Genomic DNA, 22,813 nt, shown 5'->3' on the forward strand with positions numbered 1-22,813 from the left:
CCTCGCACACGGCACGGGCCGGCACACGGCACGCGTATCGAGCGGGTGAACCACCCGTCCTCCCCGCGCCGCCCGCTCGGCGTGGCACGTCCCGCGTACCCCGACGGGGGCGGGCTGCACTCAGCCCCTTATTGCGATTAATATGCAACAGCATTTGATCACCAACAAGAGGTGGGGGCGCATGACGACCAGTCGGATACGGGGTGCCGCCGTCGTGGCGGCGACGGCCATGGCGGTCACCGCCTGCTCGGCACCCGGCGGCGCGGGAGGGGGCGCGGGCGGCAGGAGGACCGCCGACTCCGTGGTGATCGCGGTGGCGTCCGAGCCGGACACCCTCAGCCCGCTCCTCGGCTACGGCAAGGACGGCAACTCCAAGATCTTCGACGGCCTGCTCGCCCGCGACGCCGACATGCGGCTGAAGCCGGCGCTGGCCAAGGCCCTCCCCGAGATCGGCGACGGCGGCCGCACCTACACCTACACCCTGCGCGACGGCGTGGAGTTCAGCGACGGCGAACCGCTGACGGCCGCCGACGTGGTCTTCACCTACCGGACCGTCCTCGACGCCGGGACCAACAACACGGCCCGCAGCGAACTCGCCGCCGTCGAGGACGTGCGGGCCGTCGGGGACGACAAGGTCGTCTTCACGCTCAAGTACCCGTACGCGCCCTTCGCCGGACGGACGGTGCTGCCCGTCGTCCCGGAGCACGTCGCCGGGAAACAGGACCCCAACACCGGCTCCTTCAACACCCGGCCGGTGGGCACCGGACCGTACGTCCTGGCCGACTGGCGCAAGGGCGAGAAGCTCACCTTCAAGGCCAACCCCCGCTACTGGGGCGGCGCGCCGAAGGTCAAGAAGGTCACCGTCGCGATCGTCGAGGACGACGACGTACGCGCCACCCGACTGCGCTCCGGCGACCTCGACGGCGCCGTCCTCCCGCCGAACCTCGCCGCCACGTTCGCGAAGGACGACGGCAGGCGCACCTACCGGGCCACGTCCTACGACTACCGCGCCGTCACGCTGCCCACCGGGCACGAGGTCACCGGCGACCGCGCGGTGCGCCGCGCCCTCGACGCGGCCGTGGACCGCCGCGCCATGGTCGACAAGATCCTCGACGGCGCGGGCCGGCCCGCGTACGGCCCGGTGCCCGCCGACGACCCCTGGTTCGCGAAGGGCGTCGAACGCGCCCACGACCCAGGCAAGGCGCGGCGCATCCTGGACGAGGCGGGCTGGAAGCCCGGCAAGGGCGGGATCCGGGAGAAGGACGGCCGCCGCGCCGCGTTCACCCTGCTCTACCCCGCCGGCGACAAGGTCCGCCAGGACCACGCCCTCGCCTACGCCTCCGACGCCAAGAAGGCCGGCATCGACGTCAGGGTGGAGAGCGCCACCTGGGAGGTCATCGAGCCGCGGATGGGGAAGGACGCCGTCCTCGCGGGCTTCGGCAGCACCGGCGACCCCGACTTCGGCCTCTACACCCTCCTGCACTCCTCACTCGCCGGCGACGGCTTCAACAACATGGCCCACTACGACAATCCGGCGGTGGACCGCGCCCTCGACACCGGCCGGCGCAGCCAGGAACCGGCCACGCGCAAGTCCGCGTACGACACGGTCCAGCGCGAGCTCGTGAAGGACCCCGGCTACACCTTCCTCACCCACATCGACCACCTGTACGTGCTCGCCGACCGCTGGGACGGGCTGACCACACAGGTCGAGCCGCACGAGCACGGCTTCGCGAGCGGACCGTGGTGGAACGTCGAGGACTGGCAGCCCAAGAAATGACGCGCCTGCCCTGGGGAGCGATGGCCCGCCTCGCGGGACGTCGGGCCCTCGCCGCGGTCCCCGTCCTCCTCGTCGTCACGTTCGGCGTATTCGCGATCGCCGCCGCCTCCCCGTTCGACCCCGTCAAGGCCTACGCCGGGACCGCGGCGCTCGGCGCCGACCAGGAGACCCTGGACCGGCTGCGGGCCAACCTCGGCGTGGGGGAGCCGTTCGTCGAGCGCTGGTGGCACTGGCTCACCTCCGCGCTCACCGGCGACCTGGGCCAGTCCAGCGTGCTGCGGCAGCCGGTCGCCCAGGTGATCGGCGAGCGCCTGGTGTGGTCGACGCTGCTGTGCGCGGTCGCGTTCGGCACCGCCGTCCTCGCCGGCACCCTGCTGGGAGTGCTCGCGGCCCGCCGGCCCGGCTCCTGGCCCGACCGGGCCGTCACCTCCCTCGCGTACGTCCTCGAGGCCGCGCCCGTCTTCTGGATCGCGCTGCTCGCCGTGTGGCTGTTCGCCGTCCATTGGGGCGTGCTGCCGGCCGGTGGCCTCACCGACACCGGCAGCGAACAGGTCACCGCGGGACAGGTCGCCCGCCACCTCGTCCTGCCCGCGGGCGTGCTCGCCCTCTCCCAAGTGCCGTGGTTCGCGCTCTACGTGCGCCAGGGCGTCGGGGACGCGCTCGCCGAGGACCCGGTGCGCGGCGCACGCGCCCGAGGGCTGAGCGAACGGACCGTGCTGCTCGGCCACGCGCTGCGGTCCGGACTGCTGCCGGTCCTGACCCTGATCGGCTCCCGCGTCCCCGAACTCATCACCGGCGCCCTGCTCGTGGAGAGCGTCTTCAGCTGGCCCGGCATCGCCGCGGCCACCGTGGAGGCGGCCACCGCCGTCGACTTCCCGCTGCTGGCCGCCCTCACCGCCCTCGCCACCGTCGCCGTGCTCGTCGGCAACCTGCTCGCCGACCTCCTGTACGGCCTGATCGACCCGAGAGTGAAGCTCAGTGAAATGTGACTCCCATGGCTGAGGCCGGCGCCGCACCCCGGTGGCGGTCCTACGGCAGCGGCCGGCGCACGTCCCGCACCGTCCGGGTGCGGCTCTCCGCCGCGCTGCTGACGGCGACCGTGCTCACGGTTCTCCTCGTCCCGCCGCTCGTCCAGCTCGACCAGCAGGCCGTCGACCTGGCCGCCAAGCTGCGACCCCCGTCCTGGGAACACCCCTTCGGCACCGACGACGTCGGCCGCGACCTGCTGCTGCGCTGCGTCCACGGGCTGCGCGTCTCCCTGCTCGTCGGCGTCGCCGCGGCCCTCACGGCGACCGTCGTCGGCACCGCGGTGGGCGCCGCCGCGGGGGCGCTGGGCGGCTGGACCGACCGCGCCGTCATGCGGCTCGTCGACACGTTCTCGTCCGTGCCCCACCTGCTGCTCGGCATCTTCGTCGTCGCCATGTTCCGGCCCGGCGTCTGGCCCGTGGTGGTCTCGGTCGCCCTCACCCACTGGCTGTCGACCGCCCGCATCGTCCGCGCCGAGGTCCTGTCGCTGCGGTCCCGGCCCCACATCGACGCGGCCGTGTCGGGCGGCGCCTCCCGGTGGCGGGTGGCGGTGCGGCATCTGCTGCCCGGCGTGCTGCCCCAGGCCGCGCTGGCCGCCGTACTGATGATCCCGCACGCCATGTGGCACGAGTCGGCGCTGTCCTTCCTCGGGCTCGGGCTGCCCACCCACACGGCGAGCCTCGGCACCCTCATCCAGACCGCGCGCGGCTCCCTGCTCGCCGGCCAGTGGTGGCCCACCCTCTTCCCCGGCCTGTTCGTCATCGTCCCGACCCTCGCGATCGCCGGTCTCGCCGGGGCCTGGCGCGAGCGGATCAACCCACGCCGGCGATCGGAGCTGATGCTGTGACCGAGCGAGACCCCGTGCTGTCGGTACGCGGCCTGTCGGTGCGCTTCCTCATGCCCGGCGCCCGCCGCGTCGCCGCCGTCACCGACGCGCACTTCGACGTGGCGGCAGGCGAGTGCCTCGCCCTGATCGGGGAGAGCGGCTGCGGCAAGTCCGTCCTCGCCTCCGCCCTGCTGGGCCTGCTGCCCGCCAACGCCCAGGTCGCCGGGGAGGCCCGCCTCGGCGACCTCGACCTCCTCGCGGCCGACGAGCGGACCCTGGCCCGCACCGTGCGCGGACGCCGGATCGGCCTCGTCCCGCAGAGCCCGGCCGCGCACCTCACACCGGTACGCACGATCCGGTCCCAACTGGAGGAAACCGTCGCCCAGTTGACGGGCGTCCGAGGGTGCGCCGCCCTGCGTGCCGCGGGCGAGGCGGCGGCCGGACGGGCCGCGTTCCCCGCCGATCACCTCGACCGGCATCCGCACGAGCTCTCCGGCGGCCTCGCCCAGCGCGCCGCGACGGCCCTGGCCCTGGTCGGCGGCGCGCCCCTGCTGCTCGCCGACGAACCCACCACGGGACTGGACCGCGACCTGGTGGACCGCACGGTCGACGAACTGCGCCGCCACGTCGACACCGGCGACGGCGGCAACGACACCGGCAAGGCGGGACGCGCCCTCCTCGTCATCACCCACGACCTCGCGGCCGCCGAACGCATCGCCGACCGGGTCGCCGTCATGTACGCGGGCCGCATCGTCGAAGTGGCCGACGCCGCCGGCTTCTTCGGCGCACCGGGCCCCCGGCACCCCTACAGCCGCGGCCTCCTGCGGGCCCTTCCCGAGCGGGACTTCGTCCCCATCCCCGGCATGCCGCCCGAACTCGGCGACCTGCCCGACGGCTGTGCCTTCGCCGCCCGCTGCGACCGCGCCACGGCCGCCTGCGCCACCACACCGGCGACAGCCGGGGGAGTCGCCTGCCATCACCCGCACTCCGGGCCGGAAACCGCCCGCACCGCGACAGCCCAGGAGGACGTCCGTGCTTGAACTGCGCGCCATCACCGCCGGCTACGACCGCCACGCCCCCGTGGTGCGGAACGCGTCCCTGACGGTCGAGCCCGGCGAAGCCGTCGGTCTCCTCGGGCCCAGCGGATGCGGAAAGTCCACGCTGGCCCGTGTCGCCGCCCTGCTGCACCGCCCGCACTCCGGCACCCTGCGCGTCGACGGCACCCCCGTACGGCACTGGCGCCACCGCGCCCCACGTGACCTGCGCACCGCCTTCGGCGTCGTGTTCCAGCAGCCGAGGCTCTCCGCCGACCCGAGGCTGCGGCTCACCGACCTGATCGCCGAACCGCTGCGCGCCACCGGCCGCCGCGCGGAGGCGGCCGGACGGGTCGCCGAACTCGCCGACACCGTGGGACTGACACCCGAACTGCTGGGCAGGCGCCCGCACGAGGTCAGCGACGGCCAACTCCAACGCGCCTGCCTCGCGCGCGCCCTCGCGCTGCGGCCCCGCTGGCTGATCTGCGACGAGATGACGGCGATGCTCGACGCGTCCACGACCGCGGCCCTGGTGGCGGCGGTGGAGGACTACCGCGCCGCGACCGGGGCCGGGTTGCTGGCCATCGGCCACGACAGCGCGCTCCTGCGACGCTGGTGCGACCGGACGGCCCACTGGGACACCGTCACGCCGAGCGCGTGAGCTGCTCCGGGTGCACCGGGTCGGTGTACGGCAGCCCGCTCGCGTAGCGCTCCAACTCGTCCAGCGCGGCGTTCGCCATCCGGCCCAGCTCGTTGCCGAGGGACCCCGCTATGTGCGGCGTGAGCAGCACGTTCGGCAGCTCGTACAGGGGCGAGTCGGGCGGCAGGATCTCGGGGTCGGTGACGTCCAGGACCGCGTTGAGCCGGCCCGAGACCAGCTCCTGCGTCAGCGCGGCCGTGTCGACGAGAGAACCGCGCGCGGTGTTGATCAGGGTCGCGCCGTCCCGCAGGAGGGCGAGGCGCCGCCGGTCGAACAGGTGGTGGGTCTCTGGGAGTTCGGGCGCGTGAATGGACACCGTGTCGCTCTGCTCGGCGAGCATGTCCAGCCCGACCGGCTCGGCGCCCAGCGCCCGCACCTCGTCGTCGGCCACGTACGGGTCGTGGAGCAGTACGCGCATGTCGAACGGGCGGAGCAGCTCCGTCACCCGGCGGCCGATGCGGGACGCGCCGACGACACCGACGGTGAGCCGGTGGTTGCCGCCGCTCCCCATGACGTCGAGGGCGTTCACCCAGGAGCGCTTCTCGCGATACACCTGCGCGGTGTGCAGGACGCGCTTGCCGGAGAACAGGATCGCGGCGAGCGTGTACTCCGCCACCGGCACGGCGTTCGCGGCGGCCGCCGAGGCGACGGTGATGCCGCGCTCCCAACAGGCGTCCGTCACATGGTGCTTGACCGACCCGGCCGCGTGGATCACGGTACGCAGCCGCGGCATGCGGGCCAGGGTCTCGGGCGTCAGGGGCGGGCAGCCCCAGCCGGTGAGCAGCGCCTCCGCCTCCGCGAGGACGCCGGCGACGGCCGGGTCGGCGAAGTCGCGGACGACGAGGGCGGGGTCGGTGTCGGCGAGCGCCGTGAGCCGGTCGAGTGCCGCCCGGTCGAAGAGGGCCGCGTGCACCGGCAGGTCCATCGCCAGGACGGTGCGGGGGCGGCGGTGGGGCGTGGGGGTCACTTGACGGCTCCCGCGGTCAGGCCGGAACGCCAGTGGCGCTGCAGCGAGAGGAAGGCGACGGCGAGCGGAACGACGGACAGCAGGGAGCCCGTCACGACCAGCGCGTACAGCTGGGGTTCCTGCGGCAGTACGGCGTTCCAGCTGAACAGGCCGAGGCCCACCGGGTAGAGGGACGAGTCGTTGAGCATCACGAGGGGCAGGAAGAAGTTGTTCCAGCTCGCGGTGAAGGTGAACAGGAAGATGGTCACGAACGCGGGTGACAGCATCGGCAGGGCCACCGAGCGGAACGCGCGCATCTCACCCGCGCCGTCCATGCGGGCCGCCTCCAGCGTCTCGTGCGGCACGTACGCCTCGGCGAACACGCGGGCCAGGTACACACCGAACGGGTTGACCAGGCTCGGGATCAGCACGGCCCAGTAGGTGTTGACGATGCCGGCCTCGGAGGCGAGCAGGTACATCGGCAGGGAGACGACCGTGGGCGGCACGAGGATGCCGAGCAGGACCAGCCCGTACACCTTCTCGCGGCCGGGGAAGGAGTACGTCGCGAAGGCGTAGCCGGCCAGCAGGGAGATCAGGGTCGAGGCGAGCGCGCCGACCACCGAGTACAGCAGGCTGTTGACGAGCCAGCGGCCGAACACGCCGTCCTGGTACGAGAACAGGTCGGCGATGTTGGTGAACAGGTTGAAGTCGCCGAGCAGGAAGCCGGGGCTGCCGAACAGGTCGCCGTTGTCCTTGGTGGCGTTGACCAGCAGCCAGCTGAGCGGCATGAGGGTGTACACGGCGACGATCGCCAGCAGCGTGTTGACGATCGCCCGCGACGACCAGGAGAACGTGCCCACGGGCTGCGGGCGGTGTTCCTCGTCCGAGGGGGAGGAGGCGGCGGGCGGCGCCGCGGTGAGCGTGTCGACGGCCATTTTCACGCCTCCTTCCAGCGGTTGCCGAGCTTGGTGATGACGAAGGACAGTGCGGCGCCCAGGACGGCGAGGAGCAGGGAGGCCGCGGCGGCCAGACCGTAGTCGTGCTCCGTGAAGGCGGCCTGGTAGATGTACATGACCGGGCTCCAGTCGGGGGAGATCGAGGACGACCGGCTGCGCAGCACTTCCGGCTCGTTGAACAGCTGGATCGCGCCGACGGCGGTGAACAGCGTGGTGAGGACGACCGAGGAGCGGATCATCGGCATCTTCACCGACCAGGCGGTGCGCAGCTGGCCCGCCCCGTCGACCACGGCGGCCTCGAGCGTCTCGCGCGGCACGGCCTGGAGCGCCGCGTAGAAGATCACCATGTTGTAGCCGATCCACTGCCACGTGGCGGCGTTGGCCATGGAGAACACGACCGCGTCGGGGCCGAGCAGGTCCCAGTCCGCGCCGAACCAGGACAGGAAGTCGATGACGGGGCTGAGCCCCGGGGTGTAGAGGAAGCCCCACATGATCGCGGCGATCAGTCCCGGCACCGCGTGCGGCAGGAAGTAGGCCAGCTGGAAGAACCGCTTGGCGCGGGCCAGCGTCGAGTCGACCAGCAGGGCCAGGGCCAGGGCGCCGCCCACCATCACGGGGATGTAGATGAGGCAGTACAGCGCGATGTGTGCGAAGCCGCGCCTGAAGCCCGGGTCGTCCAGGGCACGCAGGTAGTTGTCGAGGCCGACGAACAGTGTCTCGGTGCCGCCGAAGCCGAGTCCGGAGGCCGACTGCTCCCGGAACAGGCTCATCCAGATCGCGTAGCCGATCGGGGCGAGGAGGGTGGCGGCGAAGAGCACGAGGAACGGGGCCAGGAAGAGGGCGGGCGCGGCGTGCCGTCCGCGGCCGGGCCGGGTCGATGCCATGGGTGGAGCTCCTTGGTGCCGGGCCCGGCTCCGCACGGGGGAGCCGGGCTCTCGGGGCGTGACGTCACTTGGCGAGCTTGAGCCCGCGGTCGGTGATCGACTTCTCGGCCGAGCGCTGTCCCGCCTGGAACGCGGGCCAGAACTCGCCGGTCTTCTGGGCCTTGCCGAGCTCGGTCTGCAGGGTCTGCGAGGTCGAGTTGTGCACCGGGCTCCACACCCAGCCCTCGGCGATCAGGGGCACCTGGGAACCGGCGACCTCGTAGATGTCCTGGCCGCCGAAGAAGCCGGCGTCGAAGGACTCCTTGGCGGTGCCGCGCAGCTCCTCGGCGGCGGGCAGGCCGCTGGAGGTGCCGGCGGCGAGCCGGGACTTGACGGCCGCCTTGTTCGTGGTGGCCCAGATGGCGAACTCGGCGGCGGCCTCCGCCTTCTTCGTGGTCTTGGACAGGGCGAACGACGAGCCGCCGACCGCGCCGGTGGCGGGCGTGCCCCAGTGCGGCAGCGGAGCCTCGGCCCACTTGCCGGCCTGCTTGGGGTAGGTGGTCTTGATGCCGCCGGCGCTCCAGGACGCGCCGAGCAGGGCGATCGACCGGGAGTCGGTGACGGCCTTGGTGGCCTCCGGGCTCCACGCCTTGTGGTTGCGGACGAGGTCGTTCTTGACCAGGTTCTTCCAGTAGCCGGCGACCTTCTTGGTGGCGTCGTCGGTCATGTCGACCTTCCAGGCGTCGCCCTCGGAGCCGTACCAGCGGGCGCCGGCCTGCTGGGCGAGTCCGGCCCAGGTGGCGACGTCGTCACCCCAGAAGTCCAGGATGCGGGCCTTGCCCTTGGAAGCGGTCTTCACCTTCTTCGCCGCGGCCTCGAACTCGTCCCAGGTCTTGGGCACGTCCACGCCGTACTTGGCGAACAGGTCCTTGCGGTAGTAGAGGGTCTGCGGGCCCACGTCGTAGGGCGCGGCCCACGTCTTGCCGCCCAGGGTCACCAGGCTGCGCACGGCCTCGGGGGCGTAGTCCTCGACGGCCTTGCCCAGCTCCTCGGTGGAGTCGCGCAGCAGGCCCTGGGTGACCAGGTCGGGCAGTGACTGGTATTCGACGTTGATGACATCCGGGGCGTTGCCCGCCTTGACCGCCTTGGCGAGCTTGTCGTTGCCGCCGTTGAGTCCGGCCGGTATCTCGGAGAACTTGACCTTGATGTTCTTGTGGGTCCGGTTGAACTCGGCGGCCATCTCCTTGGTCCCCGGCATCCAGGACCAGTAGGTGATCTCGACGGGCTGCTCGGCGCTGCCGGTGCCCGTCTCGCCCTGGTCCTGTCCGCCGCAGGCGGTGGCGAGGAGAGCGAGGCAGGCCGCGGTGGCGGCGAGAGCGGGGGAGGACGGCTTCATTGCTGACTCCTGGGGAGCTCGGTGCGAATGACGCACATCTTTCGGCCAAGTGCGATCAGAGTCAATAGGAAACGAACAAGTAATCAGTGATGTTCGCTTTTCGATCTCACGCGTGTTCGTTTTCCGTGCGGGAGGTGGCGGAACGAACCTGCGTCAGCCGAGGTCGGGGGCGTCACGGACCTCGACGGCCGCGGGAACGGTGCCCGAGTCCGCGTCCAGTTCCAGCACCACGATCTCGTTGCGGCCCGCGCGCAGCAGCGGCCACGGCAGGTACAGCGTGCGCTGAGGGCCGCGGGACGTCCAGTGGCGCCCCAGGCAGAAGCCGTTGACCCACACGTACCCCTTGCCGGCGCCGGGCAGCGCCAGATACGCGTCACCGGGCTCGGTCACGTCCAGGTGGCCGCGCAGGAACAGCGGGCCGCGCCCGGACGACGCGTAGGCGTCCCAGGGCAGCTTCCCGGGCGTGCCGTGCCCCAGCTCCACGGCGCGCGCCCGCCAGCCGTGCAGGATCTGCTGCGTGTGCAGCACGCGCCGGACGCCCTTGCGCTCGCCGAGCCCGGCGCCGTAGTTGATCCGCCCCATGGACTCCACGAGCAGCTCCAGCCGCGCCCCGGCCCCGGGGACCGGGACGTCGGGCACCACCTCGGTCCCGTCCCGTTCCAGCACACCGGCCGGTGCCCCGTCGACGTACACGTGGGCCCGGTCGGCGAGGCCCTGCACCGACAGCGGGTACGGCTGGCGGGGGCCCGGCACGCGCCCGGTGTACAGCACCAGGCCCTGCCCGATGCCCAGGTCCTCGAAGGCCGGCGGCAGCGGCGCCTCGGCCTCCGGGCCCGCCAGGGCGTCCAGCGCGTCGAACAGCCGCAGCGACTCCGTCAGCTCGACCCGCCCGGCCGGCAGCAGCGGCGCGGGCGGCTCCGGCTCCGGCAGCGGGCCGTCCGCGTACGGTGCGAGCACCTTGCGGAAGGTGTGGAACTTGTCGGTGACGCCGCCCCGCTCGTCGATCGGCGCGTCGTAGTCGTAGGAGGTGACCGTCGGCAGATAGCGCTCGCCGGTCGCCGGATCGGCCGTGTTGGCGCCGGCCCAGGTGGAGAAGTTGGTGCCGCCGTGCGCCATGTAGATGTTCACGGACGCGCCCGAGTCCAGGATGTCGGCCAGGGTCCCGGCGGAGTCCTCGGGGCCGCGGACGACGTGGTCGGTGCCCCAGTGGTCGAACCAGCCGCACCAGAACTCCATGCACATCGCGGGATCCTCGGGCCGCAGCCGGGCCAGGGAGGCGAACGCCTCGCCGGCGCGGCTGCCGAAGTTCACGGTGGCCAGGCTTCCGGGCAGCGTGCCGCCCGTGAGGAAGAAGTCGTCGGGGCCGTCCGAGGTGAACAGCGGCACGTCGATCCCGCGCGAGCGCAGCCCCGCGGCCAGGTGCTCCAGGTAGCCGGTGTCGGTGCCGTAGGAGCCGTACTCGTTCTCCACCTGCACCATCAGGACGTTGCCGCCCCGGGTGACCTGATGCGGGGCGATGACGGGGACGAGCTCGTCGAACCAGCGGTCCACGTGCGCGAGGTAGCCCGCGTCACGGCAGCGCAGCTCCCGCACCTCCGGGTCGGCGAGCAGCCACCACGGCAGCCCGCCGTTGTCCCACTCCGCGCAGATGTACGGCGACGGGCGCACGATCGCGTGCAGTCCGGCCTCGCGCGTGGCGTGCAGGAAGCGGTCCAGGTCGGCGATGCCGGCGAAGTCGTACGCGCCGGGGCGCGGCTCGTGCAGGTTCCACGGCACGTACGTCTCGACCGTGTTCAGGCCCATGGCGCGCAGCATCCGCAGCCGGTGCGGCCACTGCTCGGGCAGCACGCGGAAGTAGTGCAGCGCGCCCGAGAGCAGACGCAGCGGACGGCCGTCGAGGGAGAAACCCTCGGATGTGATCGTGAACATGAGGGCTCTCCAGTCGTGCGGAAGGACTTACGCGCTCGACGAGCGCACGTGCAGTTCGGGCAGGATCGCGATGCGGTGCCGGGGCCGGGCCGGATCGGCGATCCGCTGGGCGAGCAGGTCGACGGCGGCGGCGCCCACCGCGTGCTTCGGCGGGGCGATCGCGGTCAGGGGGATGTCGGCGAGGGCGGCGACCTCGTCGTCGTAGGCGACGATCGCGACGTCGTCGGGCACCTCCACACCGCGGGCCCGCAGGCGCTGGAGGACCACGATCGCGTCGTGGTCGTTGTGCACGACCGCCGCGTCGAGCCGGCCCTCGGCCACCGCGTCGGTGAACGCGGCGAGCACCCGCTCCCGCTCGGCGGCGTCGCCGCCCGGCGGCGGCAGCCGGAACAGCGCCTCGTCGGCGGGCGGCAGCCCGGCCGCGGTGAGGCCGCTGCGGTAGCCGTCCAGCACGAGCGCGCCGTGCGGGCTGTCCTCGCGCAGCAGCAGCCCGATCAGCTCCCGGTCCGCCTCGACCAGATGCCGTACGGCGATCCGGGCGCCGTGGACGTGATCGGTCACCACGCGCTCGGCGCCCGTGGCGTCGTCCTCGGGGCGGCGCTCCACCAGGACGTACGGCACGTCGAGCTCGGCGGGCCAGCTCCGCTCGTGCGCCGGGCCGCAGGGAGTGACCAGCAGCCCGTCGATGCCGTCGTCCAGCATCTGCCGGGCCTGGGCCCGCTCCTCGTCGGGGTTGTACTGCGAGATGCCCAGCACCAGGCGGATGCCGCGCTCGGCGGCGGCCTCCCGGGCCCCCTTGATCACCTCGGGGTAGTAGTAGTCGGCGGCCGGCACGATCAGGCCGAACACCCGCTCGCCACCGCCCCGGTAGGGCGTGGCCGCCGCCCCGGGCCCGGCGTTCTCCGGCAGGACGGCACCGCCGTGCACCCGCTCGACGAGTCCGCGTTCGGCCAGCGCCTCGACGTCACGGCGCACGGTGATGGTGGAAACGCCCAGCTCGGTGGCCACCTCCGTGACGCGGATCGAACCGCGCTCACGCAGGCGCCGCAGTATCTCCTGATGCCGTTCCTCGGCGTGCACGTGACCGAGCCCCCTCGTCGTCAATGGTCGGTTGATCCGCAGTCTAGCGTTCACGCGATCGCTTGTGAACGTTTCTGTTCGAACAATCAAACGAACATGAGGAACGTGCATCGAGGGGGCGGCGCCGCAGGCGCGGTCGGTCGATCATCACACGAAGGAGCGGTTCAGTCGACGTCTCCGCGTGTCTCGCCCAGGGCCGGGTCGTCGACCCAGGTGGTCGAGGAGACCTCCTGGATCGTCGAGCCGTACGTGCCCCAGCGGGGCTTGTTGCCGAGGTCGTCCCAGGTCCGTATGCCGGTCCTGAGGGCGATGCGGGCGCCGTCCAGCCAGACCTCGGCCGAGCCGCCGGTGCCCGAGCTGGTGGTGATGCCGAGCTGGACCGCGTGCCAGGACTCCGGCGTCCACGGAGCGCTGCCGATGGCGATCCACTGTTCGCCCGGTGCGACGTACCAGACCTTGAGCCGGCTGTCCTCGACCTTCATGATCACGGGGTAGTTCTGCTGGTTCTGGTCGTTGGTGCCGTTGGACTTCCACTGGAAGACGGTCTGGGCGTTGCCCGTCTTCGTCATGGAGTCCCAGCCGAACCAGAGCGTCGCGCCGTTGCGCAGCAGTTCGGGCCTGTTGATGCTGTGGCCCTCGCAGCGCTCGGAACCGGCGGGCTTCAGGAACTCGAAGAAGTCGCCGTGCGAGTCCCCCCAGTTCTTCACGCTCGCGCCACCCGGCGACGGGCACAGGACGGCCTCGAACACACCCATGCCCTTGGAGGCGTTGCCGTCCCACAGGACGGCGGCGTGGGCGTCCGTCGCCATGACGAGGGACATCGCGGCTGTCCCGGCGGCAAAGCTCAGGGCGGCGCGGGACATGCGGAACGTGCGCATTCGGGTGGGGGCCATGGTCGTCTCCATTCCGGCTGTGTGCGTGGGGTCGTGGCGCGCGGGGCGTGGGAGAGCGCGTGGGGGGAGGGGAGGACAGGAGGGGTCAGGGGAGGGGGAGGACGGAGGTGGGGCCGAGGGCCCGGGCGACGTGCCGCGGGCCCCCGGAACGGTCACGTCAGGTCAGGCGCACCGTCACCTTCTGCGGAGCGCCGGCCTGGCCGGTGAGGTTGCCGAAGGTGAGCCTGAGAGTGGAGCCGGTGCCGGCGGACGTCACCGTGGCCGGCTTGGACAGCACCGCCGACACGGTGCGCTTCCAGACGATCTCCAGGGACTTGGCCGCGCGCATGGGGTCCGAGACGACGACGGTGGCCGTGCCGTCCCGGTTCTCCCGGACCAGCACGGAGGCGGGAGCGCTGGAGGTGATCTTGCCGACCGTGCCCGGGGCCCAGAAGTTGACGGCCGTGAAGCCGAGCCCGGGGACCCGGACGCCCTGCTGCTCGCGGCTGTTGGCCAGGATCTTGAGCCACCCCTTGTCGGCGGCCCGCCGGGCCGTGGTCTCGGGACCGGCGCCCGGGAGCAGCACGTACGCGTAGGACGCGTCGGCGGGGTCGACGCCGTGGTCGGCGACCAGCGTCAGGTAGCGGCGGGTGATCGGCGTCGTCGGGCCGCCCGCGTTGATGTCGCGCCACGCCCCGGTCCGCTCCTCACGGACGGCCTTGAGTTCGGTCCCCTCGGGGAAGACGTAGCCGGCCTGCCCGGCGACGTGTGCCCAGCGCGCGTCGGCGAAGGAACGCGTCCAGCCCTGGGTGGACGGCTGGACCGTGCCGTCGACGGTCAGGGCGGGCGCGCCCTTCGCGCCCAGGTTGCGGTTGTCGACCGTCGTCTCGACGGCGAACCCGTCGCGGGACGTGATGCCCGCGCCGAGGCACACGACGCAGTCGTCCAGCCAGAACCAGGACTTGTGCGCGCTCATCGTGCTGAGCAGCCCCTTGAGGTGCTGACCGGTGGCACCGAACCGTCCGTCGGTGGTGCCGCCGACCCAGGTGGCGTCCGGGCAGGGCTGCCCCCAGTTGCCGCCCGCGCCGTCCGGGAGCGGCTTGCGGGAGGCGGTGATGCCGGGGAGGCGGTACGGATCGACGGTGGGCCAGAACTCGTCCGAGTAGTGCTCGAGACCGAAGTCGTCGCCCCACCAGGAGAGCCAGCCGGCGCCGGTGTGGTAGCCGCGGGCGTGCTCGCCGTTGCCGAACTCGTAGTGGGCGATGTGCTTGGCCGCCATGGACACCGACGCGGCCCAGCCCGGGCGGCGGTGGGTGACCCTGGCCATGTTGTGGAACAGCCGGTGCTCCGTCGGCTCGGGCGCGGCCTTGACGGAGTCGTCGTCCTGCAAGGTCTGGAGCAGCGACGTCCGGGTGAGACCCAGGCCGGGGTTGCTGAGCGCCGGGTAGTGGTAGTCCCGGCGCAGCCAGCCCTTGACCATCGCACGCCACCGGGCGTTCTCCTCCGCGGTCGCGCCCTGGCCGACCAGGAGAATGGTGGCCATCAGGGCGTGTGCGCGGCTGTGGTCGGAGGTGCCCGCCCGGCTGATGCCCCGGGAGGAGACGTTGTCCATCATCAGGCCGTTGTAGATGAACGGGGCGATGGCACGGTCGACGGTGTCGAGGAACAATCGGGCGCCCCGGCCGCCGATCTCCCACGACGAGCCGCTCAGCAGCGCCATGAGACGGCCCACGCCGTCGTGCAGGACCGCTCCGTAGCCGCCGATGTACGGCACGTTGCGGTGCTGGATGAACGATCCGTCGGCGTAGAACCCGTCGCCCGACGTGACGTACGGGAACACCGGGTCGAGGGAGCGCGCGGCGAGGGCGACCTTGTCCGGGCTCTCCCCGACGATGCCGCGCAGGACGACGCTGCGGCACAGGTCGACGCGGTTGGCGCCGGTGCTCGTGCCGGTGTAGCTGTCGAAGACCTGGTCGGGCACGAAGTGGTCGACCGCGCGGCAGTAGGCGTCGATCCGGGTCGGCGTGAGGTGCTCGTGGAGCAGCACGCAGGTGTCCATGAGCGCCTGCGGGGCGCCGATCTGCCAGCTCCACCAGTTGCCGTACCACGCGGTGCGGTCGTTGTAGACCTCTGAGTTGACGTGGTCGAGACCGGCGATGACGGCGTCGCGCACCTCGGCGCTGCCGGTCAGGCCGGTGCCTGGCTGGCAGTAGGCCTGGGCCATGGTGTTGAGGCGGTTGTAGCTGGTGACGATCCGCGCCGAGTAGGTGTAGGACTCGGAGTCGGTGTCGGGGTCCGGATCGGCCCAGACCAGGTCGGGCCAGAGCGAACCGGACGCGGGGGCCATGGTGTCGAGGTACGTCCGCGCATTGGCGCCGAGGTCGGCGAGGAGCCTGCGGAACGGCTCGGCGGCCGGGTTGAACGCGGTCCCGAGCATCAGCTCGCGCCACTTGGCCCGCAGGGCCGCGAACTCGGCGCTGCCGGTGGCCGATTCCGCGGCGAAACCAGGACGGATCGTGACGCCGGTGACGGCGGCGGCGAGTGATGCCGTGGCGGCGGCCTGGACGAAGGCACGGCGGGACCAGGTTGAGGGCACGGGGAAACCTCCGGGGTGCAGCGCGACGGTGTTCCGCAGTGGGGGAGTGGTGCGGTGGTGCGCGGTTTCTAGCACGCGCTTTCATCGATCAGCAACGGTTTGGTCGCTCATTCGCTCACTTCTTCGTTTTTCGAAATCGAACGTGCGGAAACGACACCCGGGCGCGTAGGGTGCGGCCCGTGGGCCAGGACGACGAGGGGGAGTTCACGTGCACGCCGAGGACAGGTTTCAGGCGATCCTGCGCAAGGTGCGCCGCCACGGCTCGATGCGGGTCACCGAGGTCGCGGCGGAACTGCGGGTGTCACCCGTCACCGTCCGCAAGGACGTCGAGGCCCTCGCCGAACGCGGGCTCGTGGTACGCGTCCACGGCGGCGCCAGGCTCCCCGAGGACTGGACGCCGTCCCCCGCCGGCACCGCCGGCGCCGCGCCCCGGCACACGACGGGCGAGCTCACCTTCGGCATGGTCGTGCCGTCCGCCACGTACTACTACCCCGAGGTGATCAAGGCCGTGCGGGAGGCCTCGGCGGCGCGCGGAGCCCGTCTGCTGCTGCGCATCTCCGAGTACGACGTGGAGGGCGAGCGCGCGCAGGTCCGGGCGATGGTCGAGGCGGGCGTGGACGGCCTGCTGCTGGCGCCCACCGCCGCGGCGGCGACCCACACCGACTCCGCGTGGTACGAGGACCTCGGCATTCCGCTCGTCCTCGTGGAGCGGCGCCCCCGGCTGGTCGGCCCCGCCGTCGAGCACGTCGTCACCGACCACGTCCACGGCGCCCGCCTCGCCGTCCACCACCTGGTCACGCGGGGCCGCCGCCGCATCGCGCTGCTGACCCGCGGCAGCACGCCCACCGCCCCGCTCCTGGAGGAGGGCTTCCACGCGGGCCTTCACCTGGCGGGACTCCAACCGCCCGCCGACGTCGGCCACTTGGACCTGGGGACGGACCGCCCCGGCACCCCGCGGTACGACAGCGCGATGGGACGCTTCCTGGACGCGGTGGCGGCCGGTCACATCGACGCGGCCGTGGTCCACCCCGACGGCGACGCGCTCGTACTCCTGCAACGGCTCAGGGCCCGAGCCCTCACGGTCCCGGGCGACCTGGCCATCGTGTCGTACGACGACGAGGTCGCCGGCCTCGGCGACCTCCCCCTGAGCGCCGTCGCACCCTCGAAGCACGAGGTGGGCGTCTCCGCGGTGGAACTCCTCGCGGCCCGGGTGACCGAACCTGATCGTCCCCGACGGCAGGTGTCCATCCTTCCGGAACTGCGGGTGCGGGCTTCGAGTGGAGACTGAGGAGCCAACGGTGGAAGCCTTCGAGGAAGAGCCCTCCGAGCACCGGCGTTTCGCCGACCATCTGCGGGCGCTCGACGCGGTCGAGGCCGAGCTGGTGGCCGCCGTGCTGCGCGACCCGGACAAGGTCATGGCCGACAGTGCGGTGGGTCGCCATCCGGACCGGCGGGCCGCGCGGCTGCTGACCGAACCGGGGTTCGCGGACTGGGCCCGGCGCGTGGGAGAGGTGATCGCGGGGCGTGACTTCCCCGCCCGCCGCCTGCGCGAATGGCGGCTGGTCAGAGCCGTCGTCCTGGGGGAGCCATGGACGGCCGAGGAACTCGTCGGCGCGTCCGACTGGTGCCGGCGTACGGTCGCGGCGATGCCGGCCGTGCTCGACCCGGACGCGCTCCGACTGCTAGCCGAACGCGGCCGGACCCGCCGTGTCCGCAACGCGGCAAGCCGCCGGACACCGCCGGCCGGCCGCCCCCGGGCGGGGGACGGCTGATGCCGCAGGTGTTCAGAGATCAAGGTCGGCAGCGGCGCACTGTAGGCGTCCTGGGCCGCTGGACGACACCGGCACGGCGCCGGTGGCGGGATTCGAACCCGCGTTACCCGCTTGAGAGGCGAAGTAGCCGCAGCCTGCGCACCTGAACACGGGAACCGTAGCGTGCGCGCGGCGGGAACCGCACACCCTTTTCCCGGGGCTCCGTCCGCCGCGGCCACCACGTGTGCGTCAAGGATTCCCAAGTGGCGGGCGGCGGGAAGGGGTGAGGGGGAGGATGACGGCTGTGACGGATGCAGCCTCTGCGATCGACGCGACCCGGCCCAGTATCGCCCGCGTCTACGACTACCTGCTCGGCGGCAAGGACAACTACGCCGTGGACCGCGAGGTCGGAGACGTGTTCAAGCGTGACCTCCCGGGTTCGGTGGCCATCGCGTTCGCCAACCGCGCGGCCCTCGTCCGGGCGGTGCGCCGGATCGCGACGACCACCGGCGTACGGCAGTTCGTCGACCTGGGCAGCGGCCTTCCGACCGCCGACAACGTGCACCAGGTCGCGCAGCGGCACGCTCCCGAGTCCCGCGTCGTGTACGTCGACACGGACCCGCAGGTGCTGGTCCACGGCCGTGCGCTGCTGGAGGAGAACGACCGGACCCGGGTCGTCATGGCCGACGTACGCGACCCCTCGGCGGTCCGCACCCACCCCGACACCCTGGACCTGATCGACTTCGACCGCCCCGTCGCCGTCATCTTCAGTGCCGTCCTTCACCACGTCAACGACGACGAGGACCCGGCGGGGATCGTCCGCCACTGGCGCGACCACGTGCCCTCGGGGAGCTACTTCTTCGTCAGCCACTTCCGCTCCGGGGGCAACGCGGAGACGGCGGAGGCCGAGCGCGTCCTCCAGCGGACGTTCGGCCGCGGCCGCTGGCGCACCGACGAGGAGATCGCGTCGCTGCTGGAGGGCCTCGACATCCTCGTACCAGGGATAGTGCCGGCGCCCCTGTGGTGTCCTGACGCGGTCGACGGCCCGTGGGACGGCAAGGGCGAACGGGAACTCACCGTCTGGGAACACCTGATCGCCGCGGGCCTGGCGCGAAAGCCGTAGGCGCGGGCCGGCACAGGGCCGCTCGTCCCTGCCCTCATGATGACCTCCGAGGTAATCGACCTCTGCGCCCTCCACCGGCAGGATCGAGACCACCGACGGAACGACGCCGTCGGGATCCGGCCGCCATCAGGAGGAGAGCGCCATGACCGTCAAGTCCGCCGTGGACGAGGTGAGTTCCGGCACCGCGCATTCCACCGCCGAGGCGACCCGGGCCGTGGTCCAGGAGTTCCTCGCCGCCCGGCTGGCCGGGGACACCGGGCGGCTGGTCGAGCTCTTCGCCGACGAGGTCGACTGGCTGCTCGCCGAGAATCCCGCCGTACCGTGGATCCGCCCCCGGTCCACCGCCGCCGAATGCGCCGCGCAGTTCACGGAGTTGACGGAACACACCGTGCCCGAGGACGCGCGCGCCCGCGTCGACGCCTTCCTCGTCGACGGCAACGACGCCGTGCTGACGGGCCACTTGTCGGGGAGGGTACGGGCGACGGGCAAGTCCTTCGAGGGCCCGTTCGCGCTGCGCCTCACCGTCGAGGACGGCCGCATCACCCGGCACCACCTCTACGAGAACAGCCTGTCGATCGCCGACGCCTGCACCCCGTGACCGCGCTGCTCAAGGCCGCCGCACTTCCAGGACCACGGCCGTCCCGGCGATGCTCCGGTCCTCGTGCATGGTGATCACCTGCCCGGGCCGCAGGTGCCGCCAGTTCGACGGGGTGAGGGGGGCAAGACGTACGGTGGCCCGGCCGCCGGGCTCCAACAGGGGCATGAACTCGACCCAGAGTCCGGCGACACAGAGGTCCGGTTCGCCGGCGGGGGTGCGACGGCCGATGTCCCACATGGGCCGCAGGACCCCGGCCCCCGAAAAGGGCGTCCGCCGACGGGCTTCGTGGGCGGGCCTCAGGGTGAGATCGGCCCGGACGACGCCGTGTCGCGCCTCGCCACAGCGCCAGTGGCACCAGGCGGCACTCCTCTCCAGCCGCAACCGCTCGGCGGCGCCGGCGAGAGCCTGCCAGAAGCCGAGCGGAAGCGGGCGGACGTCGTCCCCGAGTTCCTCCAGCAGCCCGAGCGCCACTTCCCACTCGTCGTGGGCGAGGCAATCCCAGACGTCGTCCACCGTGACGTCGTTCTCGGCGGCCACCTCCACCGGCACCAGCAGCGAGGCCGCCTCCAGCAGCCGGGGAACGTCCATGCCCCCATTCTGGCGGACGCAGGGGGTGGGCGGCAGCTCTATCGGTGCCCGGAAAGGGGGCACGACGGCGCCCGTACCCGTACCGTTGGCCGTCCCCGTCCCCGGCCTCCCGGCATGGAGGACACTGAGGGAGAGGGATCGGGAGGCAGCGATGTCGGTGGATGTGCGCGCGAGCCTGGGCAGGGCGTTGTTCCGGCGGGTGGCGGGGCCCGACGGGGCGGCCACCCGGGCCCGGATCCACCAGGCACCCGGACCGCGCTGGTTCGGTCCGGACCGTCCGATCCGGGCGGTGCACGGCGACGCGTCGATGTTCATCGGCGGGCTCAGCGCCCTGCTGCTGCAGTCCCTGCACCCCCTCGCCATGGCTGCCGTCGCCGCCCACTCCGGCTTCCGGGGCGACCCCTGGGGCCGGCTGCAACGCACCAGCACCTTCCTGGCGGTCACCACCTTCGGCCTCGCCGAGGACGCCCAGCTCGCCGTCGACCGTGTCCGCGGCATCCACCAGCGGATCAGCGGGACGACGGCCGAGGGTCTCGCCTATCACGCGGCCGACCCGCACCTGCTCGGCTGGGTGCACGCCGCCGAGACGGACTGCTTCATGCGCGCCCACGAGCGCTACGGAGCCCACCCGCTCGACGCCGCCGGCTACGACGCCTACGTCGCCGACACCGCCCGGGTCGCCGAGGCCCTGGGAGTGACCGATCCGCCCCGGAACCGGCGGGAGCTGGCCGAGCGGCTCGACGCGTACCGGCCCGAGCTCCGGGCCACCCCCGAAGCCCTCTCCGCCGCCCGCTTCGTGCTGCTCCGGCCGCCCCTGCCCCTGGCGGCCAGGCCCTTCTACGGCGGCCTCGCCGCCAACGCCGTCGTGCTGCTCCCGCCCTGGGCCCGCAGCATGCTGTGGCTGCCCCGCCTCCCCCTGGTCGGACTGGCCGAGGACATCGCCGTACGCCCCACGGGTCACGCCCTGACGCGGACCATACGGTGGGCCATGACCCCACCGGAGCAGCCGAAGCCGGAGCAGTCGAAGCCGGAGTAGTCGCGGACTGCGTCGCGTCCGCTCAAGTCATGCCCCATCGAGCGCCGTTCACCGTCGCCACCCGAGCCTCGCCGTTTGCGGCCGCCGGGGACCGCATCCAGTAGCCGCCGGGCAGCGATATGACGGACAACACAGGGAAAGCTTGCGAATTTCCCCTTTTCTCATCCGTGTTGGAGCGCTCCCATTGTGTGCCCGGTGTGTGACGAATGTGTCCGTGCACCGAGGTTCCATTTTTTGACGTTTTGTTGCATGAATCACAGCTGCCTCGGGGGCTTGAAGTAGACGCGTCAATCCGTCAGGGTTTCGAGCCAGCCCCGGGAGATCTTTCTCCCCGGGGTCCATCCCCCCACAAAAAATGACGAGGAGTTCCCTCTTCATGACAACTCATAAGCGCACGGGCCGATTCAAGCTCGCCGCAGCCGTCACCGCCGTCGCCGCCGCAGCGGGTGTCGGCGTGCTCGGCACGTCCTTCGCCGGAGCGGCCGAGCCGGCCGAGGGCAAGGTCTACGGCGCCAACGCCGAGGGTGCCGTCGCCGGCAGCTACGTCGTCCTCCTCGACGAGAAGGCCAACAAGAAGGACCTGGCCCAGGAATACGGCGGCAAGCTGCAGCGCAGCTACAGCTCCGCCGTCAACGGCTTCTCCGCCAACGGCCTTTCGGAGACGGAGGCCAAGCGCCTCGCCGCCGACCCGGCCGTCGACAAGGTCGTCCAGAACAAGAAGTTCTCCATCAACGCCACCCAGGACAACCCGCCGTCCTGGGGTCTGGACCGGGTCGACCAGGCCGACACCGCCGGGGACAGCAGGTACACCTACCCCGACGGCGCCGGCGAGGGCGTGACCGCGTACGTCATCGACACCGGAGTCCGCATCTCCCACAAGGACTTCGAGGGCCGCGCCGCCCACGGCTTCGACGCCGTGGACAACGACGAGTCCGCCGACGACGGCAACGGCCACGGCACGCACGTCGCCGGCACCATCGCCGGTGCCTCGCACGGTGTCGCGAAGAAGGCGAAGATCGTCGCCGTGCGCGTGCTGGACGACAGCGGTTCGGGAACCACCGAGCAGGTCGTCGCCGGCATCGACTGGGTCACCCAGAACCACCAGGGCCCGTCGGTCGCCAACATGAGCCTGGGCGGCGGCGCCGACGAGGCCATCGACGAGGCCGTGCGCAAGGCCATCGCCGCGGGCATCACCTTCGGTGTCGCGGCGGGCAACGAGTCCACCGACGCCGGGCAGGGCTCGCCGGCGCGGGTGCAGGAGGCCATCACGGTCGCCTCCTCCACCAAGGAGGACGCCCAGTCGGACTTCTCCAACTTCGGTGAGGTCGTGGACCTTTACGCGCCCGGCTCCGACATCACCTCGGCCTGGAACGACAGCGACGAGGGCACCAAGACCATCTCCGGCACGTCGATGGCGACCCCCCACGTCGTCGGTGCCGCCGCGGTCTACCTCGCCGCCCACCAGGACGCCACGCCGGACCAGGTCGCCACGGCCCTGACCGACGGCGCGACGGCCGACAAGATCACCAACCCGAGTGAGGGCACGCCGAACAAGCTGCTCAAGATAACGGAGTAACACCCGCGAAAACCGACGGTCGCCACACCGGACACCCGGTGCGGCGACCGTCGTGCGTTCACCGCGCCGGACTTCGACGCCGATCCGCGCGCACACCTCCTCGTACGTCGCCTCCGCGCCGGAGCGGCGTGAGCCGGCGC

At 72.1% G+C, this 22,813-nt stretch carries 20 protein-coding genes; 11 read left to right on the plus strand and 9 right to left on the minus strand.

The annotated features are described in order from the left end of the window. Nucleotides 1-181: 181 nt before the first annotated feature. Genes ACZ7D7_RS22550 through ACZ7D7_RS22570 form a run of 5 tightly spaced genes read left to right on the plus strand, consistent with a single transcriptional unit; the run spans nt 182 to nt 5,324 of the window. Complete coding sequence (locus ACZ7D7_RS22550) at nt 182-1,777, plus strand: ABC transporter substrate-binding protein (RefSeq protein ID WP_470826465.1); 1,596 nt, start codon at nt 182-184, stop codon at nt 1,775-1,777. 20 nt (nt 1,778-1,797) lie between these two features. Next, nucleotides 1,798-2,766, plus strand: coding sequence for an ABC transporter permease (locus ACZ7D7_RS22555; protein ID WP_470826654.1), 969 nt, complete (start codon nt 1,798-1,800; stop codon nt 2,764-2,766). Nucleotides 2,767-2,771: 5 nt separating this feature from the next. After that, nucleotides 2,772-3,650 (plus strand): ABC transporter permease, encoded by an 879-nt coding sequence (locus tag ACZ7D7_RS22560; RefSeq protein WP_470826466.1) that lies wholly within the window; start codon nt 2,772-2,774, stop codon nt 3,648-3,650. Beyond that, nucleotides 3,647-4,669, plus strand: coding sequence for an ABC transporter ATP-binding protein (locus tag ACZ7D7_RS22565; RefSeq protein WP_470826467.1), 1,023 nt, complete (start codon nt 3,647-3,649; stop codon nt 4,667-4,669). The genes ACZ7D7_RS22560 and ACZ7D7_RS22565 overlap by 4 nt, the downstream gene beginning before the upstream one ends. Beyond that, a complete protein-coding gene (locus ACZ7D7_RS22570) occupies nt 4,662-5,324 on the plus strand; it encodes an ABC transporter ATP-binding protein (RefSeq protein ID WP_470826468.1) in 663 nt (220 codons plus the stop codon). The genes ACZ7D7_RS22565 and ACZ7D7_RS22570 overlap by 8 nt, the downstream gene beginning before the upstream one ends. On the opposite strand, the gene ACZ7D7_RS22575 is transcribed toward ACZ7D7_RS22570, so the two are convergent. The 8 genes from ACZ7D7_RS22575 to ACZ7D7_RS22610 all read right to left on the minus strand — a co-directional run bounded on the left by ACZ7D7_RS22575 (nt 5,308) and on the right by ACZ7D7_RS22610 (nt 16,001). Further along, complete coding sequence (locus ACZ7D7_RS22575; RefSeq protein WP_470826655.1) at nt 5,308-6,288, minus strand: hydroxyacid dehydrogenase; 981 nt, start codon at nt 6,286-6,288, stop codon at nt 5,308-5,310. The two genes, ACZ7D7_RS22570 and ACZ7D7_RS22575, sit on opposite strands and share 17 nt — an antisense overlap. Before the next feature lie 38 nt (nt 6,289-6,326). Further along, complete coding sequence (locus ACZ7D7_RS22580) at nt 6,327-7,244, minus strand: carbohydrate ABC transporter permease (RefSeq protein ID WP_470826469.1); 918 nt, start codon at nt 7,242-7,244, stop codon at nt 6,327-6,329. Nucleotides 7,245-7,246: 2 nt separating this feature from the next. After that, on the minus strand, nt 7,247-8,149 hold the full coding sequence (locus tag ACZ7D7_RS22585) for a carbohydrate ABC transporter permease (protein ID WP_470826470.1): 903 nt from the start codon (nt 8,147-8,149) through the stop codon (nt 7,247-7,249). A gap of 64 nt (nt 8,150-8,213) precedes the next feature. Then, entirely contained in the window at nt 8,214-9,524 is a 1,311-nt protein-coding gene (locus ACZ7D7_RS22590) for an ABC transporter substrate-binding protein (protein WP_470826472.1), read from the minus strand. A gap of 153 nt (nt 9,525-9,677) precedes the next feature. Beyond that, the gene (locus ACZ7D7_RS22595; protein ID WP_470826473.1) at nt 9,678-11,453 is read right to left on the minus strand and encodes a glycoside hydrolase family 35 protein; all 1,776 of its coding nucleotides are present in this window, start codon (nt 11,451-11,453) and stop codon (nt 9,678-9,680) included. A 27-nt stretch (nt 11,454-11,480) separates the two neighbouring features. Continuing rightward, nucleotides 11,481-12,557 carry a LacI family DNA-binding transcriptional regulator gene (locus ACZ7D7_RS22600; RefSeq protein WP_470826475.1) on the minus strand — a complete coding sequence of 359 codons (1,077 nt, stop codon included), beginning with the start codon at nt 12,555-12,557 and terminating at the stop codon, nt 11,481-11,483. Nucleotides 12,558-12,697: 140 nt separating this feature from the next. Further along, nucleotides 12,698-13,426, minus strand: a complete 729-nt coding sequence (locus ACZ7D7_RS22605) for a heparin lyase I family protein (protein WP_470826477.1) — start codon at nt 13,424-13,426, stop codon at nt 12,698-12,700. A 157-nt stretch (nt 13,427-13,583) separates the two neighbouring features. Next, a complete protein-coding gene (locus tag ACZ7D7_RS22610; RefSeq protein ID WP_470826479.1) occupies nt 13,584-16,001 on the minus strand; it encodes a polysaccharide lyase 8 family protein in 2,418 nt (805 codons plus the stop codon). A gap of 208 nt (nt 16,002-16,209) precedes the next feature. On the opposite strand from ACZ7D7_RS22610, the gene ACZ7D7_RS22615 reads away from it, so the two are divergent. The 4 genes from ACZ7D7_RS22615 to ACZ7D7_RS22630 all read left to right on the plus strand — a co-directional run bounded on the left by ACZ7D7_RS22615 (nt 16,210) and on the right by ACZ7D7_RS22630 (nt 19,473). Further along, nucleotides 16,210-17,289: a LacI family DNA-binding transcriptional regulator gene (locus ACZ7D7_RS22615; protein WP_470826480.1), complete on the plus strand. Its 1,080-nt coding sequence runs from the start codon at nt 16,210-16,212 to the stop codon at nt 17,287-17,289. A gap of 10 nt (nt 17,290-17,299) precedes the next feature. Beyond that, nucleotides 17,300-17,773: a hypothetical protein gene (locus tag ACZ7D7_RS22620; protein WP_470826482.1), complete on the plus strand. Its 474-nt coding sequence runs from the start codon at nt 17,300-17,302 to the stop codon at nt 17,771-17,773. A gap of 274 nt (nt 17,774-18,047) precedes the next feature. Further along, nucleotides 18,048-18,875, plus strand: a complete 828-nt coding sequence (locus ACZ7D7_RS22625; RefSeq protein ID WP_470826484.1) for an SAM-dependent methyltransferase — start codon at nt 18,048-18,050, stop codon at nt 18,873-18,875. A 142-nt stretch (nt 18,876-19,017) separates the two neighbouring features. After that, nucleotides 19,018-19,473, plus strand: coding sequence for a nuclear transport factor 2 family protein (locus tag ACZ7D7_RS22630; protein ID WP_470826485.1), 456 nt, complete (start codon nt 19,018-19,020; stop codon nt 19,471-19,473). 9 nt (nt 19,474-19,482) lie between these two features. On the opposite strand, the gene ACZ7D7_RS22635 is transcribed toward ACZ7D7_RS22630, so the two are convergent. Beyond that, the gene (locus tag ACZ7D7_RS22635) at nt 19,483-20,061 is read right to left on the minus strand and encodes a hypothetical protein (protein ID WP_470826487.1); all 579 of its coding nucleotides are present in this window, start codon (nt 20,059-20,061) and stop codon (nt 19,483-19,485) included. Between the two features lie 151 nt (nt 20,062-20,212). On the opposite strand from ACZ7D7_RS22635, the gene ACZ7D7_RS22640 reads away from it, so the two are divergent. After that, entirely contained in the window at nt 20,213-21,097 is an 885-nt protein-coding gene (locus ACZ7D7_RS22640) for an oxygenase MpaB family protein (protein WP_470826489.1), read from the plus strand. Nucleotides 21,098-21,473: 376 nt separating this feature from the next. Next, nucleotides 21,474-22,673 (plus strand): S8 family peptidase, encoded by a 1,200-nt coding sequence (locus ACZ7D7_RS22645; RefSeq protein ID WP_470826490.1) that lies wholly within the window; start codon nt 21,474-21,476, stop codon nt 22,671-22,673. Nucleotides 22,674-22,813 lie beyond the last annotated feature (140 nt).

This window comes from Streptomyces sp. NPDC037054 (genome assembly GCF_055606745.1).